At 63.2% G+C, this 26,209-nt stretch carries 23 protein-coding genes; 17 read left to right on the top strand and 6 right to left on the bottom strand.

The window, feature by feature from the left end; translation table 11 throughout:
* Positions 1–196 precede the first annotated feature (196 nt).
* From M1D88_RS11370 to M1D88_RS11360, 3 genes are all read left to right on the top strand, one after another.
* On the top strand, positions 197–2,467 hold the full coding sequence (locus M1D88_RS11370; RefSeq protein ID WP_458114502.1) for a polyribonucleotide nucleotidyltransferase: 2,271 nt from the start codon (positions 197–199) through the stop codon (positions 2,465–2,467).
* A 134-nt stretch (positions 2,468–2,601) separates the two neighbouring features.
* Positions 2,602–3,945: a M16 family metallopeptidase gene (locus M1D88_RS11365; protein ID WP_458110982.1), complete on the top strand. Its 1,344-nt coding sequence runs from the start codon at positions 2,602–2,604 to the stop codon at positions 3,943–3,945.
* A 157-nt stretch (positions 3,946–4,102) separates the two neighbouring features.
* Positions 4,103–4,564, top strand: a complete 462-nt coding sequence (locus tag M1D88_RS11360; RefSeq protein ID WP_458110981.1) for a DUF1579 family protein — start codon at positions 4,103–4,105, stop codon at positions 4,562–4,564.
* 48 nt (positions 4,565–4,612) lie between these two features.
* Here the strand turns inward: M1D88_RS11360 and M1D88_RS11355 are convergent, their stop codons facing one another.
* Together M1D88_RS11355 and moaA are read right to left on the bottom strand one after the other, a co-directional pair.
* Positions 4,613–4,879, bottom strand: coding sequence for a MoaD/ThiS family protein (locus M1D88_RS11355; RefSeq protein ID WP_458110980.1), 267 nt, complete (start codon positions 4,877–4,879; stop codon positions 4,613–4,615).
* A gap of 4 nt (positions 4,880–4,883) precedes the next feature.
* On the bottom strand, positions 4,884–6,017 hold the full coding sequence (gene moaA, locus M1D88_RS11350; RefSeq protein ID WP_458110979.1) for a GTP 3',8-cyclase MoaA: 1,134 nt from the start codon (positions 6,015–6,017) through the stop codon (positions 4,884–4,886).
* Between the two features lie 132 nt (positions 6,018–6,149).
* Between moaA and M1D88_RS11345 the strand changes: the two genes are divergently transcribed.
* Genes M1D88_RS11345 through M1D88_RS11305 form a run of 9 tightly spaced genes read left to right on the top strand, consistent with a single transcriptional unit; the run spans position 6,150 to position 13,651 of the window.
* Positions 6,150–6,935, top strand: coding sequence for a response regulator transcription factor (locus M1D88_RS11345; protein ID WP_458110978.1), 786 nt, complete (start codon positions 6,150–6,152; stop codon positions 6,933–6,935).
* Positions 6,922–8,148 carry a sensor histidine kinase gene (locus tag M1D88_RS11340; protein WP_458110977.1) on the top strand — a complete coding sequence of 409 codons (1,227 nt, stop codon included), beginning with the start codon at positions 6,922–6,924 and terminating at the stop codon, positions 8,146–8,148. Before M1D88_RS11345 ends, M1D88_RS11340 begins: the two co-directional genes overlap by 14 nt.
* Positions 8,135–9,664, top strand: coding sequence for a molybdopterin-dependent oxidoreductase (locus M1D88_RS11335; protein WP_458110976.1), 1,530 nt, complete (start codon positions 8,135–8,137; stop codon positions 9,662–9,664). The genes M1D88_RS11340 and M1D88_RS11335 overlap by 14 nt, the downstream gene beginning before the upstream one ends.
* Before the next feature lie 23 nt (positions 9,665–9,687).
* Complete coding sequence (locus M1D88_RS11330) at positions 9,688–10,947, top strand: molybdopterin molybdotransferase MoeA (RefSeq protein WP_458110975.1); 1,260 nt, start codon at positions 9,688–9,690, stop codon at positions 10,945–10,947.
* The gene (gene moaC / locus M1D88_RS11325; RefSeq protein ID WP_458110974.1) at positions 10,935–11,429 is read left to right on the top strand and encodes a cyclic pyranopterin monophosphate synthase MoaC; all 495 of its coding nucleotides are present in this window, start codon (positions 10,935–10,937) and stop codon (positions 11,427–11,429) included. Before M1D88_RS11330 ends, moaC begins: the two co-directional genes overlap by 13 nt.
* The gene (locus tag M1D88_RS11320; RefSeq protein WP_458110973.1) at positions 11,426–11,938 is read left to right on the top strand and encodes a MogA/MoaB family molybdenum cofactor biosynthesis protein; all 513 of its coding nucleotides are present in this window, start codon (positions 11,426–11,428) and stop codon (positions 11,936–11,938) included. The genes moaC and M1D88_RS11320 overlap by 4 nt, the downstream gene beginning before the upstream one ends.
* The gene (locus tag M1D88_RS11315; RefSeq protein WP_458110972.1) at positions 11,928–12,386 is read left to right on the top strand and encodes a molybdenum cofactor biosynthesis protein MoaE; all 459 of its coding nucleotides are present in this window, start codon (positions 11,928–11,930) and stop codon (positions 12,384–12,386) included. Before M1D88_RS11320 ends, M1D88_RS11315 begins: the two co-directional genes overlap by 11 nt.
* 23 nt (positions 12,387–12,409) lie before the next feature.
* Positions 12,410–13,168, top strand: a complete 759-nt coding sequence (gene dapB / locus M1D88_RS11310; RefSeq protein ID WP_458110971.1) for a 4-hydroxy-tetrahydrodipicolinate reductase — start codon at positions 12,410–12,412, stop codon at positions 13,166–13,168.
* 6 nt (positions 13,169–13,174) lie between these two features.
* Positions 13,175–13,651 carry a hypothetical protein gene (locus tag M1D88_RS11305; RefSeq protein ID WP_458110970.1) on the top strand — a complete coding sequence of 159 codons (477 nt, stop codon included), beginning with the start codon at positions 13,175–13,177 and terminating at the stop codon, positions 13,649–13,651.
* On the opposite strand, the gene M1D88_RS11300 is transcribed toward M1D88_RS11305, so the two are convergent.
* Both M1D88_RS11300 and M1D88_RS11295 read right to left on the bottom strand, forming a co-directional pair.
* Complete coding sequence (locus tag M1D88_RS11300) at positions 13,648–14,616, bottom strand: IS481 family transposase (protein ID WP_458110969.1); 969 nt, start codon at positions 14,614–14,616, stop codon at positions 13,648–13,650. The genes M1D88_RS11305 and M1D88_RS11300 overlap by 4 nt on opposite strands.
* Before the next feature lie 211 nt (positions 14,617–14,827).
* A complete protein-coding gene (locus M1D88_RS11295) occupies positions 14,828–16,063 on the bottom strand; it encodes a heparan-alpha-glucosaminide N-acetyltransferase domain-containing protein (protein WP_458110968.1) in 1,236 nt (411 codons plus the stop codon).
* A 105-nt stretch (positions 16,064–16,168) separates the two neighbouring features.
* Here M1D88_RS11295 and M1D88_RS11290 point away from each other — a divergent pair, with 105 nt between their 5' ends.
* Both M1D88_RS11290 and M1D88_RS11285 read left to right on the top strand, forming a co-directional pair.
* On the top strand, positions 16,169–16,621 hold the full coding sequence (locus M1D88_RS11290; protein WP_458110967.1) for a hypothetical protein: 453 nt from the start codon (positions 16,169–16,171) through the stop codon (positions 16,619–16,621).
* Between the two features lie 9 nt (positions 16,622–16,630).
* Positions 16,631–17,383 (top strand): carbon-nitrogen hydrolase family protein, encoded by a 753-nt coding sequence (locus tag M1D88_RS11285; RefSeq protein WP_458110966.1) that lies wholly within the window; start codon positions 16,631–16,633, stop codon positions 17,381–17,383.
* Between the two features lie 62 nt (positions 17,384–17,445).
* Here M1D88_RS11285 and M1D88_RS11280 read toward each other — a convergent pair whose 3' ends face one another.
* Positions 17,446–18,273: an alpha/beta fold hydrolase gene (locus tag M1D88_RS11280; protein ID WP_458110965.1), complete on the bottom strand. Its 828-nt coding sequence runs from the start codon at positions 18,271–18,273 to the stop codon at positions 17,446–17,448.
* 151 nt (positions 18,274–18,424) lie between these two features.
* On the opposite strand from M1D88_RS11280, the gene dapA reads away from it, so the two are divergent.
* Entirely contained in the window at positions 18,425–19,333 is a 909-nt protein-coding gene (gene dapA / locus M1D88_RS11275; RefSeq protein WP_458110964.1) for a 4-hydroxy-tetrahydrodipicolinate synthase, read from the top strand.
* A gap of 42 nt (positions 19,334–19,375) precedes the next feature.
* A complete protein-coding gene (locus M1D88_RS11270) occupies positions 19,376–21,067 on the top strand; it encodes a ribonuclease J (protein WP_458110963.1) in 1,692 nt (563 codons plus the stop codon).
* Positions 21,068–21,151: 84 nt separating this feature from the next.
* On the opposite strand, the gene M1D88_RS11265 is transcribed toward M1D88_RS11270, so the two are convergent.
* On the bottom strand, positions 21,152–23,038 hold the full coding sequence (locus tag M1D88_RS11265; protein ID WP_458110962.1) for an anthranilate synthase family protein: 1,887 nt from the start codon (positions 23,036–23,038) through the stop codon (positions 21,152–21,154).
* A gap of 258 nt (positions 23,039–23,296) precedes the next feature.
* Between M1D88_RS11265 and M1D88_RS11260 the strand changes: the two genes are divergently transcribed.
* Positions 23,297–26,209 carry a DNA translocase FtsK gene (locus M1D88_RS11260; protein WP_458110961.1) on the top strand — a complete coding sequence of 971 codons (2,913 nt, stop codon included), beginning with the start codon at positions 23,297–23,299 and terminating at the stop codon, positions 26,207–26,209.

Raw genomic sequence — 26,209 nt, 5'->3', positions numbered from 1 at the left:
ATAAAATTCAACAGGAGGATCAACCGCATCACGCATTCGCGGTCCTCGGTAGTGATCCCCGGGAACGGCTTCGAAGAACGAAGCCCCGGCCCGTGGGTCTCGATCGATGACCGGGTGCAGTGCAATCCAGTCGACAGATGCTGGGTTGGGTTGATGCGGCTGGACTTCCGTTAAACAAGAAACGGAGGTGACTCTCTTGGAGGGTCCCGAAATCCAGTTCTCAGAAGCAGTTATTGACAATGGCCGCTTCGGCAAGCGTGTAATCCGCTTCGAAACCGGCCGCCTCGCCAAGCAGGCAGCCGGCGCAGCGATGGTGTACATCGACGAAGACACCGCGCTGCTCTCCGCAACCACCGCAGGCAAGCAGCCGCGCGAAGGTTTTGACTTCTTCCCGCTGACGGTCGACGTCGAAGAGCGCATGTACGCTGCGGGCCGTATCCCGGGTTCGTTCTTCCGTCGCGAAGGCCGCCCGTCCACGGAGGCCATCCTGGCCTGCCGCCTCATGGACCGCCCCCTGCGTCCGGCCTTCGTCAAGGGCCTGCGCAACGAGGTTCAGATCGTTGTTACCGTCCTCGCCATCAACCCGGACGAGCTATATGACGTTGTAGCCATCAACGCTTCCTCGATGTCCACACAGCTCTCGGGCCTGCCCTTCTCCGGCCCCATCGGCGGCGTGCGCGTTGCCCTCGTGGCCGACGAGAACGGTTCCCAGTGGGTCGCGTTCCCGAAGCACTCGCAGCTCGAAAACTCCGTGTTCAACATGGTTGTTGCCGGCCGCATCGCTGGCGATGACGTCGCCATCATGATGGTTGAAGCCGAAGCAACGGATAACTCCTGGAACCTCATCAAGGAACAGGGCGCTACTGCCCCCACGGAAGAGGTTGTTTCCGAGGGCCTCGAGGCTGCCAAGCCGTTCATCAAGGCCCTGTGTGACGCCCAGGCTGACCTCGCCGCCCGCGCGGCCAAGCCCACCGTCGAGTTCCCGGTCTTCCTGGACTACGAAGACGACGTCTACGCAGCAGTTGAGTCTGCCGCCGCGGACAAGCTGGCCGCTATCTTCCAGATCGCCGACAAGACGGAGCGCAACGACGCTTCGGACGCGCTCAAGGACGAGGTCACCTCCTCACTCGCCGGCCAGTTCGAAGGCCGTGAAAAGGAGCTCTCCGCTGCATTCCGCTCGGTCACCAAGCAGGTTGTGCGCCAGCGTATCCTGAAGGACCAGATCCGCATTGACGGCCGTGGCCTGACGGACATCCGCCAGCTCACAGCCGAGGTTGAGGTTCTGCCCCGCGTGCACGGTTCCGCGATCTTCGAACGCGGCGAAACCCAGATCATGGGCGTCACCACCTTGAACATGCTCAAGATGGAACAGCAGATCGACTCCCTGTCGCCTGTGACGCGCAAGCGCTACATGCACAACTACAACTTCCCGCCGTACTCCACCGGTGAGACGGGCCGCGTCGGTTCCCCGAAGCGCCGCGAAATCGGCCACGGTGCCCTTGCCGAGCGCGCGCTCGTGCCGGTGCTGCCGTCCCGCGAGGAGTTCCCGTACGCCATCCGCCAGGTGTCTGAGGCTCTCAGCTCCAACGGTTCGACGTCGATGGGTTCAGTTTGTGCATCAACCCTGTCGATGCTCAACGCAGGCGTGCCGCTGAAGGCCGCTGTTGCAGGTATCGCCATGGGCCTGGTCTCCGACCAGGTTGACGGCCAGACCCGCTACGCTGCGCTGACCGACATCCTCGGTGCAGAAGACGCCTTCGGCGACATGGACTTCAAGGTCGCCGGTACGTCCGAGTTCGTCACTGCCATCCAGCTGGACACCAAGCTCGACGGCATCCCGGCGTCGGTCCTTGCAGCAGCACTGAAGCAGGCCCGCGAAGCCCGCCTGCACATCCTCGAGGTCATCAACGCAGCGATCGACACCCCGGATGAACTCTCCGAGTTCGCCCCCCGCGTCATCGCCGTCAAGATCCCCGTGGACAAGATCGGCGAGGTCATTGGCCCCAAGGGCAAGATGATCAACCAGATCCAGGAGGACACCGGCGCTGACATCTCCATCGAGGATGACGGCACGGTCTACATTGGCGCCACCAACGGTCCGTCTGCAGATGCAGCACGTTCCGCCATCAACGCCATTGCCAACCCCCAGGTTCCGGAAATAGGCGAGCGCTACCTCGGTACGGTCGTCAAGACCACCACCTTCGGTGCGTTCATCTCCCTGACCCCGGGCAAGGACGGCCTGCTGCACATCTCCGAGCTGCGCAAGCTGGCCAGCGGCAAGCGCGTGGATAACGTCGATGACGTTGTTTCGGTGGGCCAAAAAATCCAGGTGGAAATCACCAAGATCGATGACCGCGGAAAGCTGTCCCTGTCTCCGGTGGTGGCTGAGGAAGAAGGCGCGGGCGAAGAATCCGAACGCGTTCACGCTTCGGCTCCTTCGGAGGGCGAGGGCGCTGACTCCGAGTAGTCAGCAGCACCAGCAATAACGGCGGGGCCGGTGGATGATCCACCGGCCCTCAGCCGTTAATCCCCTGAACCTTTGGAACAGCAGCCGCTGATAGCATTGCAGGCAGATTTGACCTGCATCATTGAAAGGCCTTAATGACTGTCGTACCCCTGCCGCTCAAGCAGAACCAGCCCGGTGAGACTCTGATCCATGGAGCCGACGGCGGGGCCGTGGTCCGGCGCTCTGTGCTCCCCGGAGGTGTGCGCGTCCTGACGGAGGAAATGCCGGGTCAGCGCTCTGCCACCATCGGGTTCTGGGTGGGGGTCGGTTCCCGGGATGAGGCTCCTGGCCAGCACGGTTCAACCCACTTCCTTGAGCACCTTCTGTTCAAGGGGACCCGCAGGCGTACGGCCCTCGAAATCGCCTCCGCCTTTGATGAGGTGGGTGGGGAATCGAACGCTGCCACTGCCAAGGAAAGCACGTGCTACTTCGCCCGGGTGCTGGACACGGACCTCCCTATGGCCATCGATGTCATTGCCGACATGATCACCGGGGCCGTCCTGGATCCCCAGGAGATGGAGCAGGAGCGCGACGTCATCCTGGAAGAGATTGCCATGGACAGCGACGACCCCACCGACGTCGCCCATGAGCACTTTGTGGCGGCCGTGCTGGGAACTCATCCCCTCGGCAGGCCCATCGGCGGAACCCCTGAAGCAATCATGGCGGTGGCCCGCGACTCCGTCTGGGACCATTACCGGCGCTATTACCGCCCTGACGAACTGGTGATTACCGCCGCCGGCGGACTGGATCACGACGTCGTCTGCCGCCTTGTGGTGGACGCCCTGCGAGTTGCGGGCTGGGAACTCGAAAGTGGCGCGGAGCCCGTCCAGCGCCGCTCCACAGTCCCTGCCCAAATTACGGGCACCGCGGGGTTGCACGTGGTCAAGCGACCGGTGGAACAGGCCAACATCATTGTGGGTTGCCCCACCATCGTTGCGACAGACGACCGTCGGTTTGTCATGAGCGTGCTGAACGCTGTACTGGGCGGCGGGATGTCCTCCCGGCTGTTCCAGGAGGTCCGTGAAAAGCGCGGGCTGGTCTATTCCACGTACTCCTTTGCCTCCTCCTACGCCGATGCCGGCTACTTCGGCATGTATGCAGGCTGCACTCCGTCCAAGGTACGGCAGGTCCTCCAGCTCCTGGGCGCCGAGCTCGATAAGCTCGCCCAGGACGGAATCTCGGAGGACGAACTCCGTAAAGCCGTGGGTCAGCTCTGTGGCGGAATTGTCCTTGCCCTGGAAGATACCGGGTCACGGATGTCACGGCTGGGCAGGGCCGAGTTGGTCTCGGGGGAGTACCAGGACATCGATGAGACCCTTCGCCTCATCAAGTCGGTGACGGCAGCTGAAGTGCAGACGCTGGCGCGCGAGCTCGCCGCGGCTCCACGGACTGTGACCGTGGTGGGCCCATTTGAGGAAAGCGAAACGTTCGGGCTCTGACTCCTTATCGTCGTTGGGCCTTTGGGTTTGACGCTGACTCTCGACTGGCCGCTGACCCCTGCTGCCCACCCCGGCTCTGGCCACGGTCTGTTGCTCTGGACACCGTCTGTTGCTGTGGCGATGATGGTGCCATAGGCGGCGCCAGTCGGGAGGAAGCATGGACGGTGGGCAGCCCGGCAAGGGACATTCCGCTCTGGAGGTGTTCCTCGGACACTGGACGGGCGTCACAGAGCTCGCTGCGACCGCCTGGAGTCCGCCGCGGACAGCCCACGCAGAGGTGACCTTCACACGCGCGGCAGGAGGCTTCGCCATCGTGCAGAGCTACCGCCACGTCGAAGCAGACGGCACCCACTTCGAGGGCCACGGAGTCTTCACAGTGGACCCTGACCACCACGAGACCCTGTGGTACTACGTGGACAGTATGGGAGGGCCGCCCGGGACTCCCGCCCGCGGCTCCTGGCATGAAGGAACACTGACGGTTGAGCGTCGCAGTGAGGATGGAACGGCAAGGCACCGTTTCCGTGTCGACGACGGCGTGTTGACGCACACAGCCGATCTCAGGCTCCGGGATGACCACGATTTCCGACCGTTCATGACGTCAGTCTGCCGGCGCGCCTGACTGCTGGACCGCGCGTAACTGACCAACCGCGCCCTCTGATTGCTACGCCTAACCGCCCGCGAAGGGCGGCAGTACATCGACGACGTCGTCCGGTCTCACCACAACGGACCGGTCCCGGACAGCTACCTCGTTCAACAGGAAACTGCTCCGCGACAGGAGGCGCCCCAGCGGCGGGGTCCCGGCAGGCGGCTCGGGACGTTCCACCTTGAGCACGGCGGCGAGGAGGTCCTCTACTGAAGATCCCGCGGGGAGTTCGAAGCGCTCTTCCTCCACACCTGCAGCGGCGCGCGCGGCAGCGAAGTAACGGACGTTCAAGGGTTCAGCCTCCGATGGCGCTCATGCTGCGGTCCGGTTGGACGAAGTCCGGGGCGTCGAGTCCTACATGATCCATGCCGTGCGCCTTGGGCTTGAGCCACATCGCGTCCTGCCACCGTTCGGCGAGCTGTTGATCAGTGGCACCTGCCCGCAAGAGCCCCAAGAGGTCAAACTCCTCCCGCGAGAACAGGCAGCTCATGATTTTGCCCTCGGCAGTGATGCGCGTCCGGCGGCAATCTGAACAGAAGGGCTCGGTGACAGAGGCGATGATTCCGACAGTGCCCAGCACGGGACCGGTGGCATCACCGGAACCAGTGTCCCGCCGTCGTACTTCAAAGCGTTCGGCGGGAGCCCCGTCCCGCGCACGCGGGTCCGGACCCAGGACGTAATCCACCGAAAGCAGTTCGCGGATTTCCGCGGCCGTGATCATGTTCCGGCGGGTCCACCCGTGGTCGGCGTCAAGAGGCATCTGTTCGATGAAACGCAGCTCGTAGCCGCGTTCAAGTGCCCATGCGAGCAACGACGGGGATTCTTCGTCGTTGATCCCGCGCATCAGGACGGCATTGAGCTTCACGGGCCCCAGCCCGGCAGCCCATGCGGCGTCCACCCCGGCGAGCACCCTGTCCAGGAACGGGCGGCGGGTCAGCTGGGCGAAAGTCTCTTCGTGGAGCGAATCGAGGGAGACGTTGATACGGGAAAGCCCGGCCGACTTCAAGGCAGGGGCCTTCTTGTCCAGCCCCACGCCGTTGGTGGTCATCGAAATGGGGAGTTCCGGATGTGCCTTTCGAAGGGCGGAGATGATGTCGACCAGGTCGGCCCGGACCAGGGGCTCCCCGCCGGTGAGGCGAAGTTCACGGACTCCGAGGTGGTCGACGCCGACCCGGACAATGCGGACGATTTCCTCTGCGGTCATCACCGCCTGCTTTGCCAGCCATTCGAGGCCTTCTGCGGGCATGCAGTAGGTGCACCGCAGGTTGCATTTATCCGTCAGGGACAACCGCATGTCGGTGGCACGGCGGCCGTAGCGGTCCACCAGGCCGGGTGCGAGACCGACCGGACGGGCGCGGGGCAGAGTCGCCCGGTCACCCGGACCGGAGCCACCTTCGCGCGGCTGCGGCATGCCTAGCTGAACACTCATGAAATCAGGCTACGCCACCAGAGGGGCATCCATCACGCCTGTGACTTCCATGGATCTTACGGAATCCCAACGGTTGGCCCTCCAGGTGCTGAAACGGATGCCGGGCAGTGAACGCGAACCTATGCTGAAGACGTGACCAAGTTCCCGGTGCCGGCCCACGAAAGCGGGAGTCCGGCCGAAACAGGCAATCGGCGTATCCTCCTTGTCGAAGACGAACAGATCCTCGCGGATGTCGTTCGGAATTATCTGCTGCAGTCCGGATTCCAGGTGGACGTCGCGGGGGACGGCTTTACCGCTTTGCGGTTGGCGTCCGAGCGGAATCCGGACCTGGTTATCCTGGATCGCATGCTGCCCGGCCTGGACGGCGTGGAGGTATGCCGCCGGCTCAGGCAAAGCATGGAAGTGCCTGTCATCATGCTTACCGCCCTGGGGACCGAAGATGACCGTATTTTGGGCCTTGAAGCCGGGGCGGACGACTACATGACCAAGCCCTTCTCACCCCGGGAGCTGGTGCTGAGGGTCAAATCCGTCCTCCGGCGCAGCATCCAGGCCTTCACTCCGGAACCTCCCGTTGAAATTGGCGGATTTGATCTCAATCCGGCGGCCCGCACCGTGACGCATAACGGCCGGCCTCTTACGCTCACTGTCAGGGAGTTCGACTTATTGGCCTTCTTCCTGCGCCGGCCGAACCAGGCCTTCAACCGGGAGGACCTCATCCGTGCCGTGTGGGGATGGGACTTTGGCGATCTTTCCACCGTCACGGTGCATGTGCGGCGGCTCCGGGAAAAGATTGAACGCGACCCTGCCCGGCCAACGCTCCTCAAGACGGTTTGGGGGGTGGGCTACAGGCTGGATCCCTCAGCCGACAGTGAGCCTAGACTGGCCCGCGACGAGGGTGTTGCAGATGCAGGCCGCTGAGCTGTTCGGCATTGTCGCCTGGGCCTTGCTCTGGGCGGTCGTGATCGGTGGTGCCTCCATGCTGGTCCTCAGGTCCCTGCGCCGGACTTCCCTCGCCATTCAGATTTCCGTCGCCGTTCTTGCGACCGTCGCAGTGTTGACGGCGGGCGTGGTCAGTGCCTTCAACGCGATGTTCATATCCGCCCGCGACCTCGAAGTGATGTGGTACATCCTGGCCATTGCCGCCGTCGTCGCCGTAGCCATGTCCTTGATGCTGGGGGCACGGGTATCACGGAACGCACGCGCGCTGGCTGACGCCGCCCGTGATCTTGGCCGCGGCAAGAAGGCCGGCACAGCCATTCCCGTGATGAGCTCCGAGCTGGCAGCGCTCGCCGACGAACTGCAGCTGAGCAGCAAGAGACTGGAGGAATCCCGTCAGCGCGAGGCAGCCGTGGAAAAATCGCGCCGTGAGCTGGTCTCCTGGATTTCCCACGACCTTCGCACTCCGCTGGCCAGCATGCGCGCCATGGCCGAAGCGCTGGAGGACGGAATGGCAGAGGAGCCGGACACCTACCATCGCCAAATCATCTCCCAGACGGATCAGATGGCAGGAATGGTCAATGATCTCCTGGAACTCTCCAAGATACAGGCCGGTACCCTGCAGCTGACTTCCGAGCCACTGGACCTGTATGACCTTGCCAGTGATGCCATCGCGGACCTCGCTCCGTTGGCTGCCCAAAGGAATATAACGCTCGACGGCGGAGGGGAACGCGAGTGCCTTGCCGTCGCGGACGGTCCGTCGATGGGTCGGGCCATCCGCAACCTCGTCCTCAATGCGATTCTTTACAGCCCCAGGGACTCACTGGTGCATGTTGAGGTTGGCCGTGAGGGTCAGGATGCAATGGTCTCTGTCAGGGACAGCTGCGGCGGGATAGCCGAAGAGGACCTGAAGCACGTTTTCGAGACCGGGTGGCAGAAGGATCTTGCCCGGAGTCGTGCCGGGCACGACGACGGCACAGTCACGGGCACTGAAGAGAATCAACGCACGCCATACAGCGGGGCGGGGGTCGGATTGAGCATGGTGGCAGGGATTGTGCGGTCACATGGTGGCACGGTAACAGTGCACAACATGGGGGAGGGCTGCCGATTCTCCCTTCGGATACCGGCAGAGGGCTTGAAGCCGGTGGGATTGCCGGGGGACGGAAATCAAGGAGGCTCGCATGGAAAGGCCTGAGCGATGGGCGGCTGCAGCGGGCATCGTGGCCATCGGAGCAGGTGTGGCGGGTGGCGAGCTGGTAGCCGGTTTCCTTAGTCCCTCCCTGACTCCCATGACAGCGGTGGGCGGGGCGGTTATTGATGCCGTTCCTCCGCCCGTCAAGGATTGGGCGATAGCGGTGTTCGGAACCGCGGACAAGCTTGCACTGCTGATCGGCATGATGGTGATCATTGCTGTGCTTGCGGCTGTGGCCGGAGTCGTGGAGCGGCGGCGGCGTTTCGCAGGCGTATGGCTGATCGGCATCTTCGGCGTGGTGGGATTGCTCGCAGTGCTGAGCCGTGCTCAATTCAGCGAACAAGCGCTTGCCGGGCCTCTGGTCGCGGCTGTTCTGGGCGTCGTGCTCCTGCGCCGGTTCATTCAGCAACTACGGGATTGGGAGGCGGCGGAACGGATTTCCGGACAGCCTTCCAGGCGCCGGTTTCTGCAGGGTCTTGGATGGGGAGGAGCCTTTGCGGCTGGCGGGGGCGTGCTCGGAGCGATTCTGAGCGGGGCTGTCGTCGGGGTGAATGACGTGCGGCGGAAGCTGAACCTTCCCCCGCCGCGCTCCGCAGCTCCGCCGATACCGACCGGGGCCGAGGTGGCCGTGGACGGAGTCGGCCCGCTTGTGACGCCGAATGCCGACTTTTATCGGATAGACACCGCCTTGCGGGTGCCTGTGCTGGATGCCGACGCCTGGACCCTCAAAGTCACGGGAATGGTGGAGCGGGAGGTTCAGCTGAATTTTGCTGAGCTTCTGGCCAAGCCGCTGGTTGAACGTCATGTGACCATCGCCTGTGTTTCCAATGAAGTGGGTGGGGATCTCATCGGCAACGCCTTGTGGCTTGGATGGCCCGTGCGTGAGTTGCTGTTGATGGCCGGGGTCAAGAGCGGCGCCGATATGGTGCTGTCCCGGAGCGCGGATGGGTGGACGGCGGGGACTCCACTGGATGCACTGACGGACAGCAGGGATTCCCTTCTGGCGGTAGGCATGAACGGGGAGCCTCTGCCACTGGAGCACGGGTTCCCGGTCCGGATGATCGTCCCGGGGCTCTACGGCTATGTTTCGGCCACCAAATGGCTCACGGAACTGAAGGTGACCAGGTTCGCGGACGACGTCGGATACTGGACTCCAAGGGGCTGGAGCGAACGGGGTCCCATCAAGATGTCGTCCCGGATCGATGTGCCCACTAGGGACAGGGTGGTGAAGGCGGGCGCCACCATCTTCGCTGGCGTAGCGTGGGCCCAGCACACGGGGATAAGCAAGGTGGAGCTCCGTGTGAACCGGGGGGAGTGGCAGGAAGCCCAGTTGGCCCCGGGGATTTCCCGCAATACGTGGTACCAATGGCAGTTGCCCCTGGAGTTCACGCCGGGGCAGTACGAGGTCCAGGTTCGTGCAACCGATCTTGACGGTGGTGTGCAGGTAGAAGAACGCCGGCCCGTCGCCCCCGACGGCGCTACCGGCTATCACACGGTTAGAGTGGTCGTGACGTCGTAGCAGCTCTCACCGAAGGCAGGACAATGGACTCCACCCGGCACCGGCACAGCAGTGTGGAGGGGCACAGATCTGTGGAGGGGCACAGATCTGTCGAGGCGCACAGATCAGCAGTCAAGGATCTGCTGAAACCGCTCACGTCCTCCGGCCGGACAGAACGCCTCCCCCTCCTGGAGGCGTTGGGCCGGGCGCTCGCCGGCGACGTCCACGCACCCCTTGACCTTCCGCCGTTCCCAAATTCCCAGATGGATGGGTTTGCCATCCGCACTGCTGACGTTCCTCCGGGCGGCGCTGAACTGCGGGTGGCAGCTCCTGTTCCGGCAGGTGCCGGCGCATCGATCCTTGAGCCCGGAACGGCCGTCCCCATCATGACCGGGGCCATGATGCCCGCGGGGGCCGACGCCGTCGTGCCCATTGAGCGGGCAGTTCCCGATTCCTTTCCCGTCCCAGGTGCTGACGCTTTGGTCCGCTTGCCCGCCACGGTGGCAGGGACTTTCGTCCGCATCGCTGGCAGTGATGTCGCTGCAGGCCAGCTGGCCCTTTCTGCGGGAACGCATCTGGGACCGGGACAGCTGGGACTCCTAGCCGGACTGGGTATGGCGGAGGTGGAGGTGCATTCGCCGGTGACGGTGCTGTTGATCACCACGGGGGACGAAGTAGTCGAGCCTGGAAATCCGCTTGAACCCGGGAAAATCTATGACGCCAACGGAACCCTTCTGGCTGCCTCGATGAGGCAAGCCGGCCTTCATGTGACCCGCACCGGAATCGCCACGGACGATCCACGGGAACTGCAAGCACTGCTGCGCGAACATTCCCAGGGGATGGACCTCATTGTTTCTACCGGAGGCGTCAGCAAGGGCGCGTACGAAGTGGTCCGCCAGGCCATGGAGGATCGCGACGTTGAGTTTCTCCACGTCGCGATGCAACCCGGCGGTCCACAGGGTATAGGAAGCTTCGACGGCGTTCCCTTCCTGGGGTTTCCCGGGAACCCTGTCAGTTGCCTGGTCTCCTTCGAGATGTTCCTCAGGCCTGTGCTGACCTCGTTGCTCGGCGCACCGGCCGCGCGCCCGGCGGTCAAGGCCCGGCTGGCGGATCCGCTCACCTCGCCTGAAGGGAAGCACCAGGTCCGCCGGGGCACTTTCCTCGCTGACGGCACGGTCAGGCTCGAGGGCGGCCCGTCGTCCCACCTCGTCCATGCCCTGGCCCATTCCAATGCCCTGGTGCATATCCCTGAAGGGACCGCGGCGCTCGCCGAAGGCGCAGAAGTGGAAGTATGGATCCTGTGAACGATCAAGACAACGCCACCGCCCTGACCCATCTGCGCAGCGACGGAACCGCCCAGATGGTGGATGTTTCAGCGAAGGCCGAAACGACCCGCGAGGCAACAGCCACGGCCACCGTCCGCAGCACCGCCGAAGTGCTGTCACTCCTTGGGTCCGGAGGCCTGCCCAAGGGCGACGCCCTGGCGGTTGCCCGGGTGGCCGGGATCATGGCGGCAAAAAAGACGCCTGAGCTCATTCCGCTGTGCCACCCCTTGCCCATCTCCAAAGTGACGGTGGATTTCGAATTGGCAGAGGACTCAGTGATCGTGTTCTCGACGGTCCGGACCCGAGGGGTCACCGGCGTCGAAATGGAAGCCCTTACGGCGGCGTCGGTAGCCGCCCTCAGCGTTTATGACATGATCAAAGCGGTGGACAAGCACGCTGTCCTGACAGACATCAAAGTGCTAGCCAAAAGCGGCGGCAAGAGCGGGGACTGGGCACTGTGAACACTTCCGACCCACATCGCCACGGAGACGTCATCGGACGGAAGGCCGGTGTCGTCATCGCCTCAACGAGAGCCGCGGCGGGCATGTACCAGGATGAAACGGGGCCGGTCATCATTGATTGGTTGACAGAACACGGCTTTGAGCCCTTCCCTGCAATGGTGGTTCCGGACGGGGAACCCGTGGGAGCGGCTATTCGCGCGCTGCTGACCCAGCGGCCCGCCGTCGTCATTACCAGCGGTGGCACAGGACTCAACGCCGACGACCTCACCCCCGAGATGACCCTTCCCCTGCTGGATCGTGAAATCCCGGGAATCATGGAGGGCATGCGGCAGGCCGGCCGCGCGAAGACGCCCATGGCCATGTTGAGCCGCGGCTATGCCGGGGCGGCAGGATCAACATTCATCGTGAACCTGCCGGGATCGCCGAAAGGCGTTATGGACGGATTAACGGTGCTTGATCCGGTCATCGGGCACCTCTGTGATCAATTGGAGGGAAGCAATGGGCATTGAATCCGGCTTCGAGGTGGTACATGCCGTCTTGAGCGAGCAACCCATTTCGGTGGATCAGGCCATCGCCGCTGTTGAATCGGATACAGCCGGCGCAGTGGTCAGCTTCAGCGGAGTGGTACGGAACCACGACGGCGGCAAGGCGGTTGAGCGGCTCAGCTACAGCGCCCACCCCACGGCCCACCAGGTAATGACCGAGGTCGTCGCGCAGCTTGTTGCAGAGTATTCCGCTGACGCGGAGGGGCCAGCCGTGCGGATCTGGGCCGCCCACCGGGTAGGAACCCTGGAAATCGGCGACCCCGCCCTGGTCTGCGCCGTTTCAGCGGCCCATAGAGGCCAGGCGTTCGCGGTGTGTTCGGAACTGGTGGACAGGATCAAGGAACAGGTTCCCATTTGGAAGGAACAGTTTTTCAGTGACGGGACTGTTGAATGGGTGGGCGCAGGGGCCTGATGCCCGGCGGTAGGGTTAACGCCATGACCGAACAACTCGCAGTCGCCGTCCTGGGCGCGAACGGGCGCATGGGCGCCGAAGCCGTTAAGGCAATCGAAGCCGCCCCGGACCTGAAGCTCGTCGCAGCGTTGGGACGCAAGGATTCCCTGGACTCGCTCATTGACTCGGGTGCCGCAGTTGTAGTGGACCTGACTGTTCCTGAGAGCACTGAGGCAAACGTCCGGTTCGCCGTCGAACACGGGATGCATGCCGTGGTCGGTACCACCGGTTGGAACGGCGAACGCTTGGACGCCCTTCGCACCCTCCTGGCTGCCCAGCCTGGTGTCGGGGTTCTTATCGCACCAAACTTCGCGCTCGGTTCGGTCCTTGCTTCCGCTTTCGCAGCCAAGGCCGCCAAGTACTTCGAGTCAGTGGAGATTATTGAACTGCACCACCCGGACAAGGTGGATGCGCCGTCGGGTACCGCAGTCCGCACCGCCCAGTTGATCGCTGCCGAGCGGAACGCAGCCGGTGTCTCTGCAAGTCCCGATGCGACGACCTCGGAGCTCCAGGGGGCCCGCGGCTGCGACGTGGACGGCGTACGGGTGCACAGCGTAAGGCTGCGGGGCCTGGTGGCTCACCAGGAGGTGCTGCTGGGCGGCCCGGGGGAGCAGCTGACCTTACGCCATGATTCGTTCGACCGGGCATCATTTATGCCCGGGGTGCTGCTCGGCGTCCGAGGCGTCGGCGGCAAGCCTGGCCTGACGGTGGGGCTGGACGGCTATCTGGATCTGGGGCTTTAAGCGGCAATGGCCAACGTCCTCGTGAGTCTAAGAAAAAACCGCACAAAGATCTGGGTGGGTGCTGTCACGCTCCTGCTCGTCTTTTACCTCGTGGTCGCGTTCCAGCGCTCTGTCCTGCTGCTGGGTGATCCCAATCTTGTTGCCAAGGCCATCGGTGCCGGCTACCTGGTGCTTCCCGTTATAGGTGCCTGGGCTTTGATCCGTGAACTGATGTTCGGCGCCCGTACGGAGCAGATGGCCAAGGTCCTCGAAGCCGAAGGCGGGCTGCCGGAGGACAACCTTCCCCGCACGCCTGCCGGTCGGATCATCAGGGAAGCGGCCGACGTCGAGTTCGAGAAGTACCGCGAAGAGGCTGAGGCCGCCCCTGGGGACTGGCGTTCGTGGTTCCGGCTGAGTTGCGCCTATGACGCGGCCGGGGACCGTAAACGCGCCAGGGCGTCCATGAGGGATGCCGTGAAGCTGTTCCGAGGGATACCCGGCTAGCTGTATTGACCGGAGAGGTTAGTGACGCGGCTGGCCGGTGTCTGACCTTTGAGGGCAGTGTGGGCTCGGTGGTGATTGTAGGCATGGAGCCAGTCCGGGAATCCGGCAACACGCTCAGTTTCTGATCGGTAGGGGCGGGCGTAGGCCCATTCCTCGAGCATGGTGCGGTTGAACCGTTCGACTTTACCGTTGGTTTGGGGCCGGTAGGGGCGCGTGCGTTTGTGCTTGACATCCGGGCCCAAGGCCTCGGCGAAGAGGCGGGACCGGTAGCAGTTTCCGTTATCGGTCAGAACCCGTTGGATCGTGATGCCACGGGACTGGAACCACGCGTTGGCTCGCTGCCAGAACGCTGCTGCGGTTTCCTTTGTCTCGTCGGTGAGGATTTCGGTGTAGGCCAGGCGGGAATGGTCATCGACGGCGTTGTGGAGGTAGTGGTAGCCGGGCCTTCGGTTGGACGGGGTCCTGGTCCTGTTCTGTATTCCGGTGGCCCTGCCGAGGGCCCTGTGCCCGCCGCCGTCGGGGATCCTGCCGAGTTTCTTGATGTCAACGTGGACCAGGTCTCCGGGGTGGGCGTGTTCGTAGCGGCGGATCACTCGTCCTGTGCCTCGGTCCAGCCAGGTCAGCTTCGCCAGCCGGTAGCGGGAGAGGACGCGGTGCACGGTGGAGGGGTGGATGCCCAGCAGATACCCGATTCTTGCCGGACCCCACCGGCGGTTCACGCGCACGGCAATGATCCGCCGCTCCGTACGCCTTGCGGTCCGTTGCGGCGAGGAGTGCGGCCGGCTGGAACGGTCGGTCATCGCGGCCGGACCGTGCTCGCGGTAACGCTGTGCCCAGCGCGCAACCGTGGGTACCGAGACCTGAAACCGCTCAGCTGCGCGGCGCAGGCTCCAGCCCTGCTCAACAACACATTGCGTGAGGTGCAGCCTGCCACGTGGGGTGAGGAAAGCGTTAGGGTGGGACATGAAGACCTCCGTGCGTGGAATTGGACTCTAGACAAGCCCCACTCCACCCGGAGGTCTTCTTCATGTCACCAAACCACGCCGAGCGTCACTAATGTCCGTGGTCAATACAGCTAGCCTGCCGCTGCGCTCGGTTATCAGGGCGTTTCCGGGCGTGTGGAGCCTGTTGGGGCCGCTCGGTGGTGGTGTTCCGCGGTTATTGCGCGGACTCCGGTTATTGGACCCGTGGTGGCTCGTAACGGCCTACTTGGTTTGCCGCGTGCGCAACCCATTCAAGTGGGCCCCGCCATTTGAGGATGGCGAAAAGGGTGCCAAGTAACACAGCAGTGGCCGCATGGGCGAAGTACATGCCATCCTCGGTCCACCCCTGTGGCAGAGTTTGCCGGTACATGGCGGCGACGACCCACACGTGTGCTGTGTAAAGGCTCAGAGTCATGGCTCCGGCGCCCCTCAAAGGGAGCAGAAGGTCCAGGGCAAGCCACTCGCCGAGCCTTCCCAGCAGGAGGCACGCGCCAACAACTGCTGCCGCCACTGCAGAGGTGTGAAGCAGGTCCAAGGTGGTAGCCGAGTGCGGAGCGCTCGAGGCGAGCCACCACCACGACCCGGTCTGCTGTACGCCGGACAGGTTGACCTGAAGCACACTGTCCAGGGGATACGACGGGTCCCTGATCACGTCCTGCAATGCTTCCTTGCCGCCCCAGTCATTCATCATCACCACGCCGAACCATTTGGCCACGACGGCAACCCCGGTTCCAATCGCCAGCAGCAGAAGGGGAACCGCCGCTTTGGTGAGGGTGAGCCGTCCGATGACCAGGCCGACGAGCAGGTAGCTGAGCCACTGGAGCACTGGGTAATACCCCGTGAACAACAGGTCACCCAGCAATTGGGCCGGCGTCCCCAGATCCTCCCATTTTGGGTTGTGTCCCAGCTGCAGGGGCGGGGAGGCCGACAGGAGCCAGGGCCTCAGCATAAATGCAACAAGGGGAGAGACCAGGATCCAAGTCCCAGCCATAATGCAAAGGTGCTTCAGGCTCATTCCCAGGAATGGCAGCACGCACAGGAACAATAATGCGTAGTGGACCAGGATCACGGCGACGTTGACTTCCAGCCCCCCAAGGAACAGGCCGACGACGGCGATCACCAACGCCCTTAGCGCCACACCGCGCCTCGCGGCCCACAATTGGTCCCCGGCCAGCGGGCGCTCTTTCCCTGTGGACAGGGCAAGCCCGATTCCTGCCAGCACCGCAAACAGCGCAGCCGCCCGGCCCGAAAACGTCAGGCCCACCCACGTCGGGGTCAGGGCCGCGGTCCGCTCGAAGGTCGGCAGTAAATGGGTGGCCATCATGCCGAGCAGCGCCAGGCCCCGGGCTGCGTCAATACCTGCCAGCCTGCCAGTTGACTGACCGCGCTTGATGGTCCGGCTGGTTGCAGCGGTGCCACGGGAGGTCATGAGCCGATCGTCTCACATCCCGTCCCTGCAGGTCCGGTCGATGCTCGGGACGCGGCCAGGAAGTGGCACTTGTTTTCGAATATATGTTCGAATAGCATGAACGGCATGAGCAGTCCTATGGAGCCGGTTTTTCCTGAGCGCAGTCTCTCTGATCGCGATTTTCCTGAACGCCGCTTCCCTGGGCGTGAGCCCGATCCGTCAGGAGTCCTCAAAGCCATGAGTCCCGGTGTCGTTGACTTCTTGTTCCGGCGGCTCGTCGCCGGTGAGTCATCAGAGGATGTCCAGTGGAACCGGGAAGGCATGGCGTTGGCGGCGCAGCCAGTGGGAGCTGAGCTTGCCCGGAGGCTGGCTGAGACCGATGTGGAGGCGCTGACCCCCACGGAGCTTTTCCATTATGTCCGGGCCGCGCAACGCCTCGCGGCGTGGGCTGAGTCCCTAAAGGAGGAGGCTGTTCAGCGATACTGCGGCGGGCCTGATTCGCGCGATGACGTGCCGCTTCACGAGGGCAGGGACGCCGGTGCCGGCAACAGTGGACGGCGCCGGGGGCGTTCCACCTAGACTGGCGTTGTGACTTCCCCTCTGACCGTCTCAGTCGTCCAGTATCGAGCCCTCCACGGGGGTGTGGCGGCCAACGTTCCTGAACATGTGGCGCTCATTGAAGACGCCGCTTCTCACGGCACCAGGTTTGTCATTTTTCCCGAGCTCTCACTTATCGGCTACTCCCTGGCGCTGCTCCAAGAGCCGCAGCAGTGGATCACCGGTGATGACAGACGCCTGGATCCGATCAGGGAGATCTGTCGTCGGACGGGAATCACAGCAGTCATTGGTGCCCCGTTGGTGGAGGAAAACGGTACGCGTAGGCTTGCCGCACTCGGCATCCATCCTGAAGGAACAATTGATCGCGCCTTCAAATCCCGGCTCCATGGGCCGGAAGTGGAGCTCTTCACGCCGGGCAATGGGGTCAAGTTAATCGAGGTTGATGGCTGGAAGGTGGCCCTCGCCATCTGCTACGACGCTGCGCACCCTGCCCACGCGGATTCTGCTGCCCAAGCGGGAGCCGATGTTTATGCCGTCTCTGCCCTCTACACCGATGTCGAAAGTCACCGGCTGGGTCTGCATCTGGGCGCCCGCGCCATGGACAACAGAATGTTCACGCTGGTTGCCAATCTCGGAGGCATCACGGACCTCGGAACCTCATGTGGGCTCAGCGGATTCTGGGGGCCTGACGGCCTCGTTATAAAACAGGCCGCCGGGATCGGCTCCGAGGTGCTCACCACCACCTTGCGTCACGGTGCGATCGAACGTTACCGCGTCAATTAGCAGGCCTCATCGGCAGCTGGCCGGAGGCTGCGGTGTCGGAGAGCCACCAGCCAGAAGGCGTGTCAGACAGGGAGATCCGCCAGGAAACGATTCACGTCAGAGGCAATCCGCTCCGGAAACTCCCAGAGGAGCATGTGCCCACTCTGTTCGTAGACCAGAAGCCGGGATTGCGGAATCCGCTGCGCCAAAGTTTCCTCGTCCTGACGGGAAAGCAGGTTGTCCTTGCCGCCCCAGAGAATCAGGGTGGGGACAGGAATTTCTCCAGCCTCCGTGGGGGGAACGGCGCTAACGAGTCCAGTGAGGCTGCTCTTCCAGACCTGGGCCGGCACCTTGCAGCCATCACGGACCCGGTCCTCCAAGTAATCCTCGGGAACGGGCTGAAAAAGCGGGAACCAGGAGAGGGAGTCGCGCACCCAGCCTTCAGCTACAGGATCGGTCAGGTGGTCAACTTCATCGGCGAAACCAGTTCTTCCATGGAGGCTCAGCGGGGAGCCAATCAAGACAAGGGCCGCGACCTTCTCCGGATGCGAAACGGCCAGCTGCTGGCCGACATACCCTCCGCTGGAGGAGCCGATGACCGCGGCCTTGGACACCGCTAAAGCATCCAGAAGTCCCGCCAGATCGTCCGCGACCTCGGTCAGGGAATAGCCGTAATCCGTCTTGTCTGAATCTCCGTGCCCGCGAAGGTCAGGGGCAACCACGCGCCGCCCCGTCAGCAGCGGACGCAAGCGATCAAAGCTGCCGCTGGATTCCGTCCAGGCATGAACAAGAAGCAGAGGGGTGTCAGGCAAGTCACCAGGGCGGCCACCGACGTCCCCTTGGCGGTCCTCCATCAGGCACGCCAACGACACCTCCCTACCAAGGCGTATAGAGCGGACTTGCGGCATCATGGCCTCAGTCTAGGAGCCTCCTGGCGGCAACAGAACCTCCTCCGAATCCCCTTGGAAAGTGACACAAGACCGCTCGCTTCGCAGTCCGTTTGACGTTCATCACGCAGATGCCGTTGTTCTAACACGCCGCAGACAAGGTAACGTTTTTCCTATGGCTGACTCTGACATTCGCTCGCACCGCTTCGGGACCCTCCTGACCGCTATGGTCACCCCTTTTACTTCCGACGGTGAGGTCGACTATAAGCAGGCCGCAGAGCTCGCCAACAAGCTGGTCGACGACGGCTGCGACGGCCTGGTGGTTACCGGAACCACGGGGGAAACCTCCACCCTCACTGACGCGGAGAACCTCGGAATGTTCCGCGCCGTCAAGGACGCAGTCGGAGGCCGCGCCGCCATCATTGCTGGCACCGGTACCAACGACACAGCCCATTCAGTGCATCTTTCCCAGCAGGCTGCAGCCCTCGGGGTTGACGGCCTCCTGATCGTCACGCCGTACTACAACAAGCCCAGCCAGGGCGGCGTCCGCGCACACTTCGAGAAGATCGCCTCATCAACGGATGCCCCCGTCATGGTGTACGACATCCCGGGCCGCTCTTCCATCCCCATCCACCCCGAAACAATGATCCGTCTTGCCCAGCACCCGAATATTGTCGCCGTCAAGGACGCCAAAGCCGATTTCGCTGCTGCCTCACGGGTTATGGCTGAAACGGACCTCCTCTTTTACTCCGGCGACGACGGACTGACCCTTCCCTGGATGGCGATTGGCGCAGTGGGTCTGGTGGGCGTCACAACCCACGTGGCCACCCGCCGCTTCCGCGAACTGATTGACGCCGTCAATGCGAACGACCTGGGAACGGCACGCAAGATCCACCTGGAGCTTGAGCCCGTAGTGCGCGCAACGATGACCCGCGTCCAAGGGGCCGTCGCGGCCAAACAAATTCTTAAATGGCAGGGAGTCCTGCCCAACTCGATTGTCCGTTTGCCCCTCGTGGAGCCGGACGAAGCCGAGATCGAAACCATCCGCGAGGATTTGGCGCAAGGAGGGCTGGTCTTTTCCTGACGGAGTAAGACCAGCACTCTTCCGCCTGGAAAGAAGTGCATTATGACCCAAGTAGCCCTACCCGGCCTTGTCACGCCCCCGAGACTTCCGCAAGGCACCCTTCGCATTGTCCCGCTGGGAGGCCTGGGCGAGATCGGCCGCAACATGGCGGTCTTCGAAATCGACGGCAAGCTCCTTATTGTCGACTGCGGTGTCCTGTTCCCTGAGGAAACCCAGCCGGGTGTGGACCTGATCCTGCCCGATTTCTCCTACATTGAGGACCGGATGGATGACGTCGTGGCTGTCGTCCTCACGCACGGCCACGAAGACCACATCGGAGCTGTTCCCTACCTGCTGCGCCTCCGGAGCGACATCCCCCTGATCGGATCGCAACTGACGCTCGCCCTCATCGAAGCGAAGCTGCAGGAACACCGCATCAAGCCCTACTCCCTCACTGTCACTGAAGGACAAGTCGAGAAGTTCGGCCCCTTCGAATGCGAATTTGTGGCCGTGAACCACTCCATCCCCGACGCTTTGGCTGTCTTTATCCGCACGGCAGGCGGTACGGTCCTGCACACGGGCGATTTCAAGATGGATCAGTTGCCCCTGGACGGACGGATCACCGACCTCCGTCACTTTGCCAAGCTGGGCGAAGAGGGCGTGGATCTGTTCATGTCGGACTCGACCAACGCCGACGTTCCCGGGTTCACCACCGCCGAAAAGGAAATCGGACCCACCCTGGACCGCCTCTTCGGCCAGGCCACAAAACGCATCATTGTCGCTTCCTTCTCATCCCACATCCACCGGGTGCAGCAGGTCCTCGACGCCGCGGTCAAACACAACCGCAACGTCGCCTTTGTGGGCCGCTCGATGGTCCGCAATATGGCGATTGCCGCGAAACTTGGCTACCTGGACGTACCGGACGGTGTCGTCGTCGATATCAAGAACATAGACAACCTTCCGGACAACCGCGTGGTCCTTATGTCCACCGGCTCACAGGGCGAACCGATGGCTGCTCTGTCCCGGATGGCCAACGGAGACCACCGGGTGATCGTGGGCGAGGGTGACACCGTTATCCTGGCGTCGAGCCTCATCCCCGGCAACGAGAACGCCGTTTACCGCATCATCAACGGGCTGCTCAAGCTCGGTGCCGACGTCATCCACAAGGGCAACGCCAAGGTCCACGTATCTGGCCATGCAGCCGCAGGCGAGCTCCTCTACTGCTACAACATCCTTGAGCCGCTGAACGCAATGCCGGTGCACGGCGAAACGCGGCACCTGATCGCCAACGGCAAGATCGCCGAGGAATCCGGAGTGCCGGCCGAGAGCATCCTGCTCGCGGACAACGGCACTGTAATCGACCTTAAAGACCACCGGGCCGACGTCGTAGGCCAGGTCGAGGTGGGGTTCGTCTACGTCGACGGATCCAGCGTCGGTGAGATTACGGACGCCGACTTGAAAGACCGCCGTGTCCTGGGCGACGAAGGATTCATCTCCATCATCACTGTCATCAACCGGGCAACAGGCAAGGTGGTCTCCGGGCCCGAAATCCATGCCCGCGGCGTTGCCGAGGACGATTCTGTGTTCGATGACATCATTCCTAGGATCAATGCAGCGCTGGAAGAAGCAGTGCTCAACCACACGGATCACACAACGCATCAGCTCCAGCAGGTTGTTCGCCGCGTCGTTGGAACGTGGGTCAACCGCAAGCTCCGCCGTCGTCCCATGATCATCCCGGTGGTTCTGGAGGCATAGTCCTCGAAGCACCATCGCAGCTCCAGCAGTTACGAAAAGGCCCGGTTCAGCGAACCGGGCCTTTTCGTATTTTTGACCCCTGGCCTATACCGGGGCTTTATCCCTCGCCAATGCGGACCTCACGAGGCGCTCAAGTGTCGCGAGGCCGTCGGAGGACAGAACCGACTCCAGATGTCCCTGGATGGATGCGACTCCGGCGCCTCTCAATGCCACAACAACACCGTCCTCGGCGGAGATGTCAAGATTGAGCCTGGGCGTGACAAGCTGGTCTCTTTCAGCAACAGCGCTGAAGGTGTTGTAGAAGCCGAGGGCAGCCCGCGTCCCGAACACATCGGTCTGCAGCCGCACACCCTGACGTGGTGCCGGTAACACCTCTACAGGAAGCCCGGCAAGCATCGACAAAATCTGGTGGCTGAGGCAGACGGCAAGCAAAGGCCTGCCCAGATCCAGCCTGGAACGCAGGTGAGCCCGCACCGTCTCGAACCGGACATCGTTGACGTCGCGGGGGTCTCCCGGACCAGGGCCGAACACCACCAGATCCGGCGTGGAAATGTCTGCCACTGAATCCCAGCGCGCCACAGAAGTCTGCAACCCCAAATGACGCAGCTGGTGGGCAAGCATTTCGGTGAACTGGTCTTCACAGTCGATAACCAGGGCCGTGCTGCCGGCGAAGGGAGGATGTTGTTCCCATTCCTGGGCGCGGATCCAGAAGGAGGCCAGCTGGTGATTCCGTTCGGCGAGCGCTTCTGCAACTCCGGGCTGGGCATTCAGGTTAATCGCCGGAGGCAGCGGAGCCGGCGGGATAAGTCCCAGGGCGGCGAGCATACCGGACGCCTTTGCGTGCGTTTCGGCCACCTCGCCTTCCGGGGTGGACAACCGAACGAGGGTGGCCCCTGCTGACACAGTGACAAGTCCGTCGCCGTCGAGGTGAGCAGTGCGGATAAGGATCGGAGCATCGAGTTCATAGGAAACGGCTCCACTCTCATCAGTCCGCGACTCGAAGAACGCCAGGACCCCGGAGTAGTATCCCCGACCGCCATGTTCGTGACGTTCGATAACGGCGCAGGCGTTTTCCATGGGGGACCCCGTGACTGTCGGGGCAAACATTGTGGCACGGAGAACGTCACGGAGATCAAGATCGGTACGCCCCTCAAGCAAATACTCCGTGTGGCTGAGTCTGGACATTTGCTTGAGATACGGGCCGAGGATCCGTCCACCCGACGGGCAAATGCTGCTCATCATCTTCATTTCCTCATCGACCACCATAAAGAGTTCGTCGCTCTCTTTGACGTCGGACAGGAACTTCAGGACGCCTCCGGCAGTCGGGCCTCCTGCCGGGTGCCGGAAGGTTCCCGAGATCGGATTCATCGTCACGAGCCCGTCCCTCACGGAGACGTGGCGCTCGGGGGTTGCTCCCACCAGGGAATGGCCGGGGGAGTGGACGGCGAAGGTCCAGTAGGCGCCCTGCTCTGAGAGGAGCAGGGTACGCATCCACGCGAGCACGGCTGTTGCCGGCGAGACAGGGGTTGTGCCGCGGAACGATCGGCGGATGACGAAGTTGGCGCCTTCTCCCCGGCCGATTTCGTCCCGGACAACACGGCGCACTATCTCCGCATAGTCCTCGTCAGTGGTATCGAACCCCAAAGACTCGATGGGCACTTCAATCGCGGGCAGAATCGCCAAGGCATTGTTCAAGGAGAGGGTTTCGCGCTCCGTCACCAGGAGGCAGCGGAGCGGGGCGCCGTCGTGGGTCGCAGCGAATCCGCGCTCCCGGATCTGACGAAAAGGCACAAGCGCCAGTACGTCACGCCCGCCCCGTCTGGCGTCGAGCGGGATGTCGGCCAGCTTGTCCACATCGACGATCCCGCCGGTGAGGACGTCGACGAGGTCTGACTCGTGGCGCCGGATAACGGCGAAAGGAATTGAAGCATCGCCCGAGGATTCGACGATGCGGGAGAGGAGCGAGGTCATTGGCAGTCCCTGAAATTGATTCCACCTCACCGACCGGTGCCGCAAAAAAACGACCGCCTGGCGAGGCGGTCGTGAGCGTAATGGTGCGCGCGTCTGTCCGCCTAAGGGGCGGGCCACCAAGAGGAGCAGGTCGAGAAGCGCATGGGCCGATTGTAGGTGGATGCGTCTTATCCTTGCAAGCCGGGCCGCCGGGCAACATGGATCAGTCCGGCCCGGAAATCCGCGGAATTCCGGCCTGGCTCAGGTAGCGTGGCTGCTATGGCGACACGTACTTCCTCCACGCCTAGAGGAAACCCCCGCAGCAAATCAGGCACTGCCTCCGGCCGGGGCGCAGGCTCCTCCGCGCCCAAAACCAGCCGGTCCACCAGCGGGGCAGCTGCCCGGACCCGGCAGATGCCTGCTGTCGTTCCCCACCAGCCGTGGCCCGTGCGGATGCTGTCCGGTGCGTGGTTGGGGATCGGCCACCTCGTTGGGGGCGGCGTGCGCCGGATAGGACATGACGTCAGCGATCTGGCACCAGAGGACCGCAGGGACGGAGCAGCCCTCTTCAACCTCGCTCTGGCTGTTTTCATCGCAACGTTCGCATGGTGGGGGATGCAGGGCTGGTTCCCCGATGCCGTCTACGCCGTGGTCAACGGGACCTTTGGCTGGATGTCACTGCTGCTGCCGCTGATGCTGCTGGTTTGCGCCGTCCGTCTGTTCCGCCAGCCGGCTGACAGCCGCGGCAACAACCGGATCGGCATCGGCTTCCTGATCATGACCTTCGCCGGATCGGCCCTCGCGCATGTCATCGGCGGCCAACCGACCGTGGCGGATGGCTTCGAAGGCCTGAGGCAAGCTGGCGGAATGCTGGGATTCCTGGCTGCCTCCCCCTTGGCCGCCATTCATGTCGCAGTGCCGCTGGTGGTCTACGGGCTCCTGACATTCACTTCTCTGCTGATCGTTACAGCAACTCCCTTTGGAGCGATTCCGCGCAGGCTCAAGGGCGCCTACGAACACCTCATGGGCATCGATCTCCAGGAGCCAGGGGACCATGCGGACGGTCATGACCGCAGCTACCTGTACGGGGATTCAGCGGCGGAATCACCGAAGAAGAAAAAGCGCATGCGGCTCTTCGGCAAAGACCAGGACGCCGACGCCGGCCTGGAAGGCTATGTCGGGGACGAAGCCTTTGAGACCCCGGTCATCGACGACGACGAAACCGGCTCCAAGGGTGACAAACGGTCCGCCGCAGCGCCAGGAGTCCGCCGACCCACCCAGGCTGAAATCGCCATCGAAAAGATCAAGGCGGCCCAGGGTCTTGGCTCCCGGACTGACATGGGCGCGGAGAACGCTACCGAGGCCATTCCCCTGGTGACGCCCGGCATGGTGGCCGCAGGATCCCTGAATACGGCCTCGTCGAACCCATCAGGTGTTCCGGCGAACCCCGTGCCGGCGAATCCGGTTGCACCCGCCCCTCCGCCCACCCCCATCCCGCAGCGCACGGAGCAGCTCTCGCTGGCGGGGGATGTCACCTACACCCTGCCGTCGTCGGACGTCCTGACGCCAGGCTCCATCCCCAAAGAGAGGACCGAAGCCAATGACGCCATTGTGGCCTCGCTGACCGAAACGCTCAACCAGTTCAACGTGGAGGCGCAGGTCACCGGCTTCAGCCGGGGACCCACCGTGACGCGCTACGAAATCGAGTTGTCACCCGGGACAAAGGTGGAGCGCGTCACCGCCTTGTCGAAGAACATCTCTTATGCAGTGGCGAGCTCCGATGTGCGCATCCTGAGCCCGATTCCCGGCAAATCCGCTATCGGTATCGAGATTCCCAACACCGACCGCGAGACGGTATCGCTGGGTGATGTGCTCCGCAGCCAGAATGCGCGCCGTACCGACCACCCCATGGTGATGGGTGTTGGCAAGGACGTCGAAGGCGGCTACGTCGTCGCGAACCTCGCGAAGATGCCGCACCTCCTCGTCGCCGGCGCTACCGGCGCGGGTAAGTCATCATTCGTGAACTCCATGATCACGTCGATCCTGATGCGGGCCACGCCGGACGAGGTACGTATGGTCATGGTGGACCCCAAGCGCGTGGAGCTTACCGCTTATGAGGGCGTACCGCACCTGATCACGCCCATCATCACCAACCCCAAGAAGGCGGCGGAAGCACTGCAGTGGGTGGTCCGCGAAATGGACGCCCGGTACGACGACCTCGCCAACTACGGCTTCAAGCACATTGACGACTTCAACAAAGCAGTCCGTGCCGGGAAGGTCCACCCGCCGGTGGACTCCAAGCGTGTGATCCGTCCCTATCCGTATCTGCTGGTGATCGTGGATGAGCTCGCCGACCTCATGATGGTGGCTCCCCGCGACGTGGAAGATTCCATCGTCCGCATCACACAGCTTGCCCGCGCCGCCGGAATCCACTTGGTGCTGGCCACCCAGCGGCCGTCCGTGGACGTTGTCACCGGCCTGATCAAAGCCAACGTGCCGTCCCGCATGGCCTTTGCCACCTCCTCTGTCACCGACTCGCGCGTTGTCCTTGACCAGCCGGGTGCGGAGAAACTCATTGGGCAGGGCGACGCGCTCTTCCTGCCGATGGGAGCCTCCAAGGCCATGCGTGTACAGGGCGCGTGGGTGACGGAATCCGAAATCCACAAAGTTGTTGAGCACGTCAAGGGCCAACTCCAGGCGACCTACCGGGACGACGTCGCCGCGGAGGCCCCCAAGAAGCAGATCGACGACGACATCGGCGATGACCTTGAGGTGCTGCTGCAGGCTACCGAGCTGGTGGTGACTACCCAATTCGGTTCGACGTCAATGCTCCAGCGCAAGCTCCGCGTCGGGTTCGCGAAGGCGGGCCGCCTCATGGACCTGCTCGAGTCCCGGGGTGTAGTGGGTCCGTCGGAGGGATCGAAGGCACGCGATGTCCTGGTTAAGCCCGATGACCTCGCTCCTGTGCTGGCAGCAATGAAGGGGCAGGAAGCCCCGGCCACGCCTGATTCACACACGGCGGCCCTGAGCGACAACGCCAATGCCAACATCGCCCAGGGCGGGTATGCCGAGGACCTTGTCGCTTCAGACCTGGAGAACCGCACCCAGAACGTTGAGTATTACGACGGCGCCGATGGCACCCCGGACGACGAAGACGGCTCCGAGGACGCCTGGTCGCTCACCGGACGGTAG

This window comes from Arthrobacter sp. R1-13, assembly GCF_054161475.1.
The sequence above is the reverse complement of the archived record's forward strand: the minus strand, read 5'-3'. Positions and strand labels throughout refer to the sequence as shown.

Coding starts and splice junctions, on each gene's coding strand:
- dapB (WP_458110971.1), top strand. CDS start 12,410: ATGACCGAACAACTCGCAGTCGCCGTCCTGGGCGCGAACGGGCGCATG.
- M1D88_RS11290 (WP_458110967.1), top strand. CDS start 16,169: ATGAGCAGTCCTATGGAGCCGGTTTTTCCTGAGCGCAGTCTCTCTGAT.
- M1D88_RS11360 (WP_458110981.1), top strand. CDS start 4,103: ATGGACGGTGGGCAGCCCGGCAAGGGACATTCCGCTCTGGAGGTGTTC.
- M1D88_RS11260 (WP_458110961.1), top strand. CDS start 23,297: ATGGCGACACGTACTTCCTCCACGCCTAGAGGAAACCCCCGCAGCAAA.
- M1D88_RS11270 (WP_458110963.1), top strand. CDS start 19,376: ATGACCCAAGTAGCCCTACCCGGCCTTGTCACGCCCCCGAGACTTCCG.
- M1D88_RS11340 (WP_458110977.1), top strand. CDS start 6,922: ATGCAGGCCGCTGAGCTGTTCGGCATTGTCGCCTGGGCCTTGCTCTGG.
- M1D88_RS11335 (WP_458110976.1), top strand. CDS start 8,135: ATGGAAAGGCCTGAGCGATGGGCGGCTGCAGCGGGCATCGTGGCCATC.
- M1D88_RS11305 (WP_458110970.1), top strand. CDS start 13,175: ATGGCCAACGTCCTCGTGAGTCTAAGAAAAAACCGCACAAAGATCTGG.
- M1D88_RS11330 (WP_458110975.1), top strand. CDS start 9,688: ATGGACTCCACCCGGCACCGGCACAGCAGTGTGGAGGGGCACAGATCT.
- M1D88_RS11295 (WP_458110968.1), bottom strand. CDS start 16,063: ATGACCTCCCGTGGCACCGCTGCAACCAGCCGGACCATCAAGCGCGGT.
- dapA (WP_458110964.1), top strand. CDS start 18,425: ATGGCTGACTCTGACATTCGCTCGCACCGCTTCGGGACCCTCCTGACC.
- moaA (WP_458110979.1), bottom strand. CDS start 6,017: ATGAGTGTTCAGCTAGGCATGCCGCAGCCGCGCGAAGGTGGCTCCGGT.
- M1D88_RS11300 (WP_458110969.1), bottom strand. CDS start 14,616: ATGTCCCACCCTAACGCTTTCCTCACCCCACGTGGCAGGCTGCACCTC.
- M1D88_RS11365 (WP_458110982.1), top strand. CDS start 2,602: ATGACTGTCGTACCCCTGCCGCTCAAGCAGAACCAGCCCGGTGAGACT.
- M1D88_RS11265 (WP_458110962.1), bottom strand. CDS start 23,038: ATGACCTCGCTCCTCTCCCGCATCGTCGAATCCTCGGGCGATGCTTCA.
- M1D88_RS11315 (WP_458110972.1), top strand. CDS start 11,928: ATGGGCATTGAATCCGGCTTCGAGGTGGTACATGCCGTCTTGAGCGAG.
- M1D88_RS11280 (WP_458110965.1), bottom strand. CDS start 18,273: ATGATGCCGCAAGTCCGCTCTATACGCCTTGGTAGGGAGGTGTCGTTG.
- moaC (WP_458110974.1), top strand. CDS start 10,935: ATGGATCCTGTGAACGATCAAGACAACGCCACCGCCCTGACCCATCTG.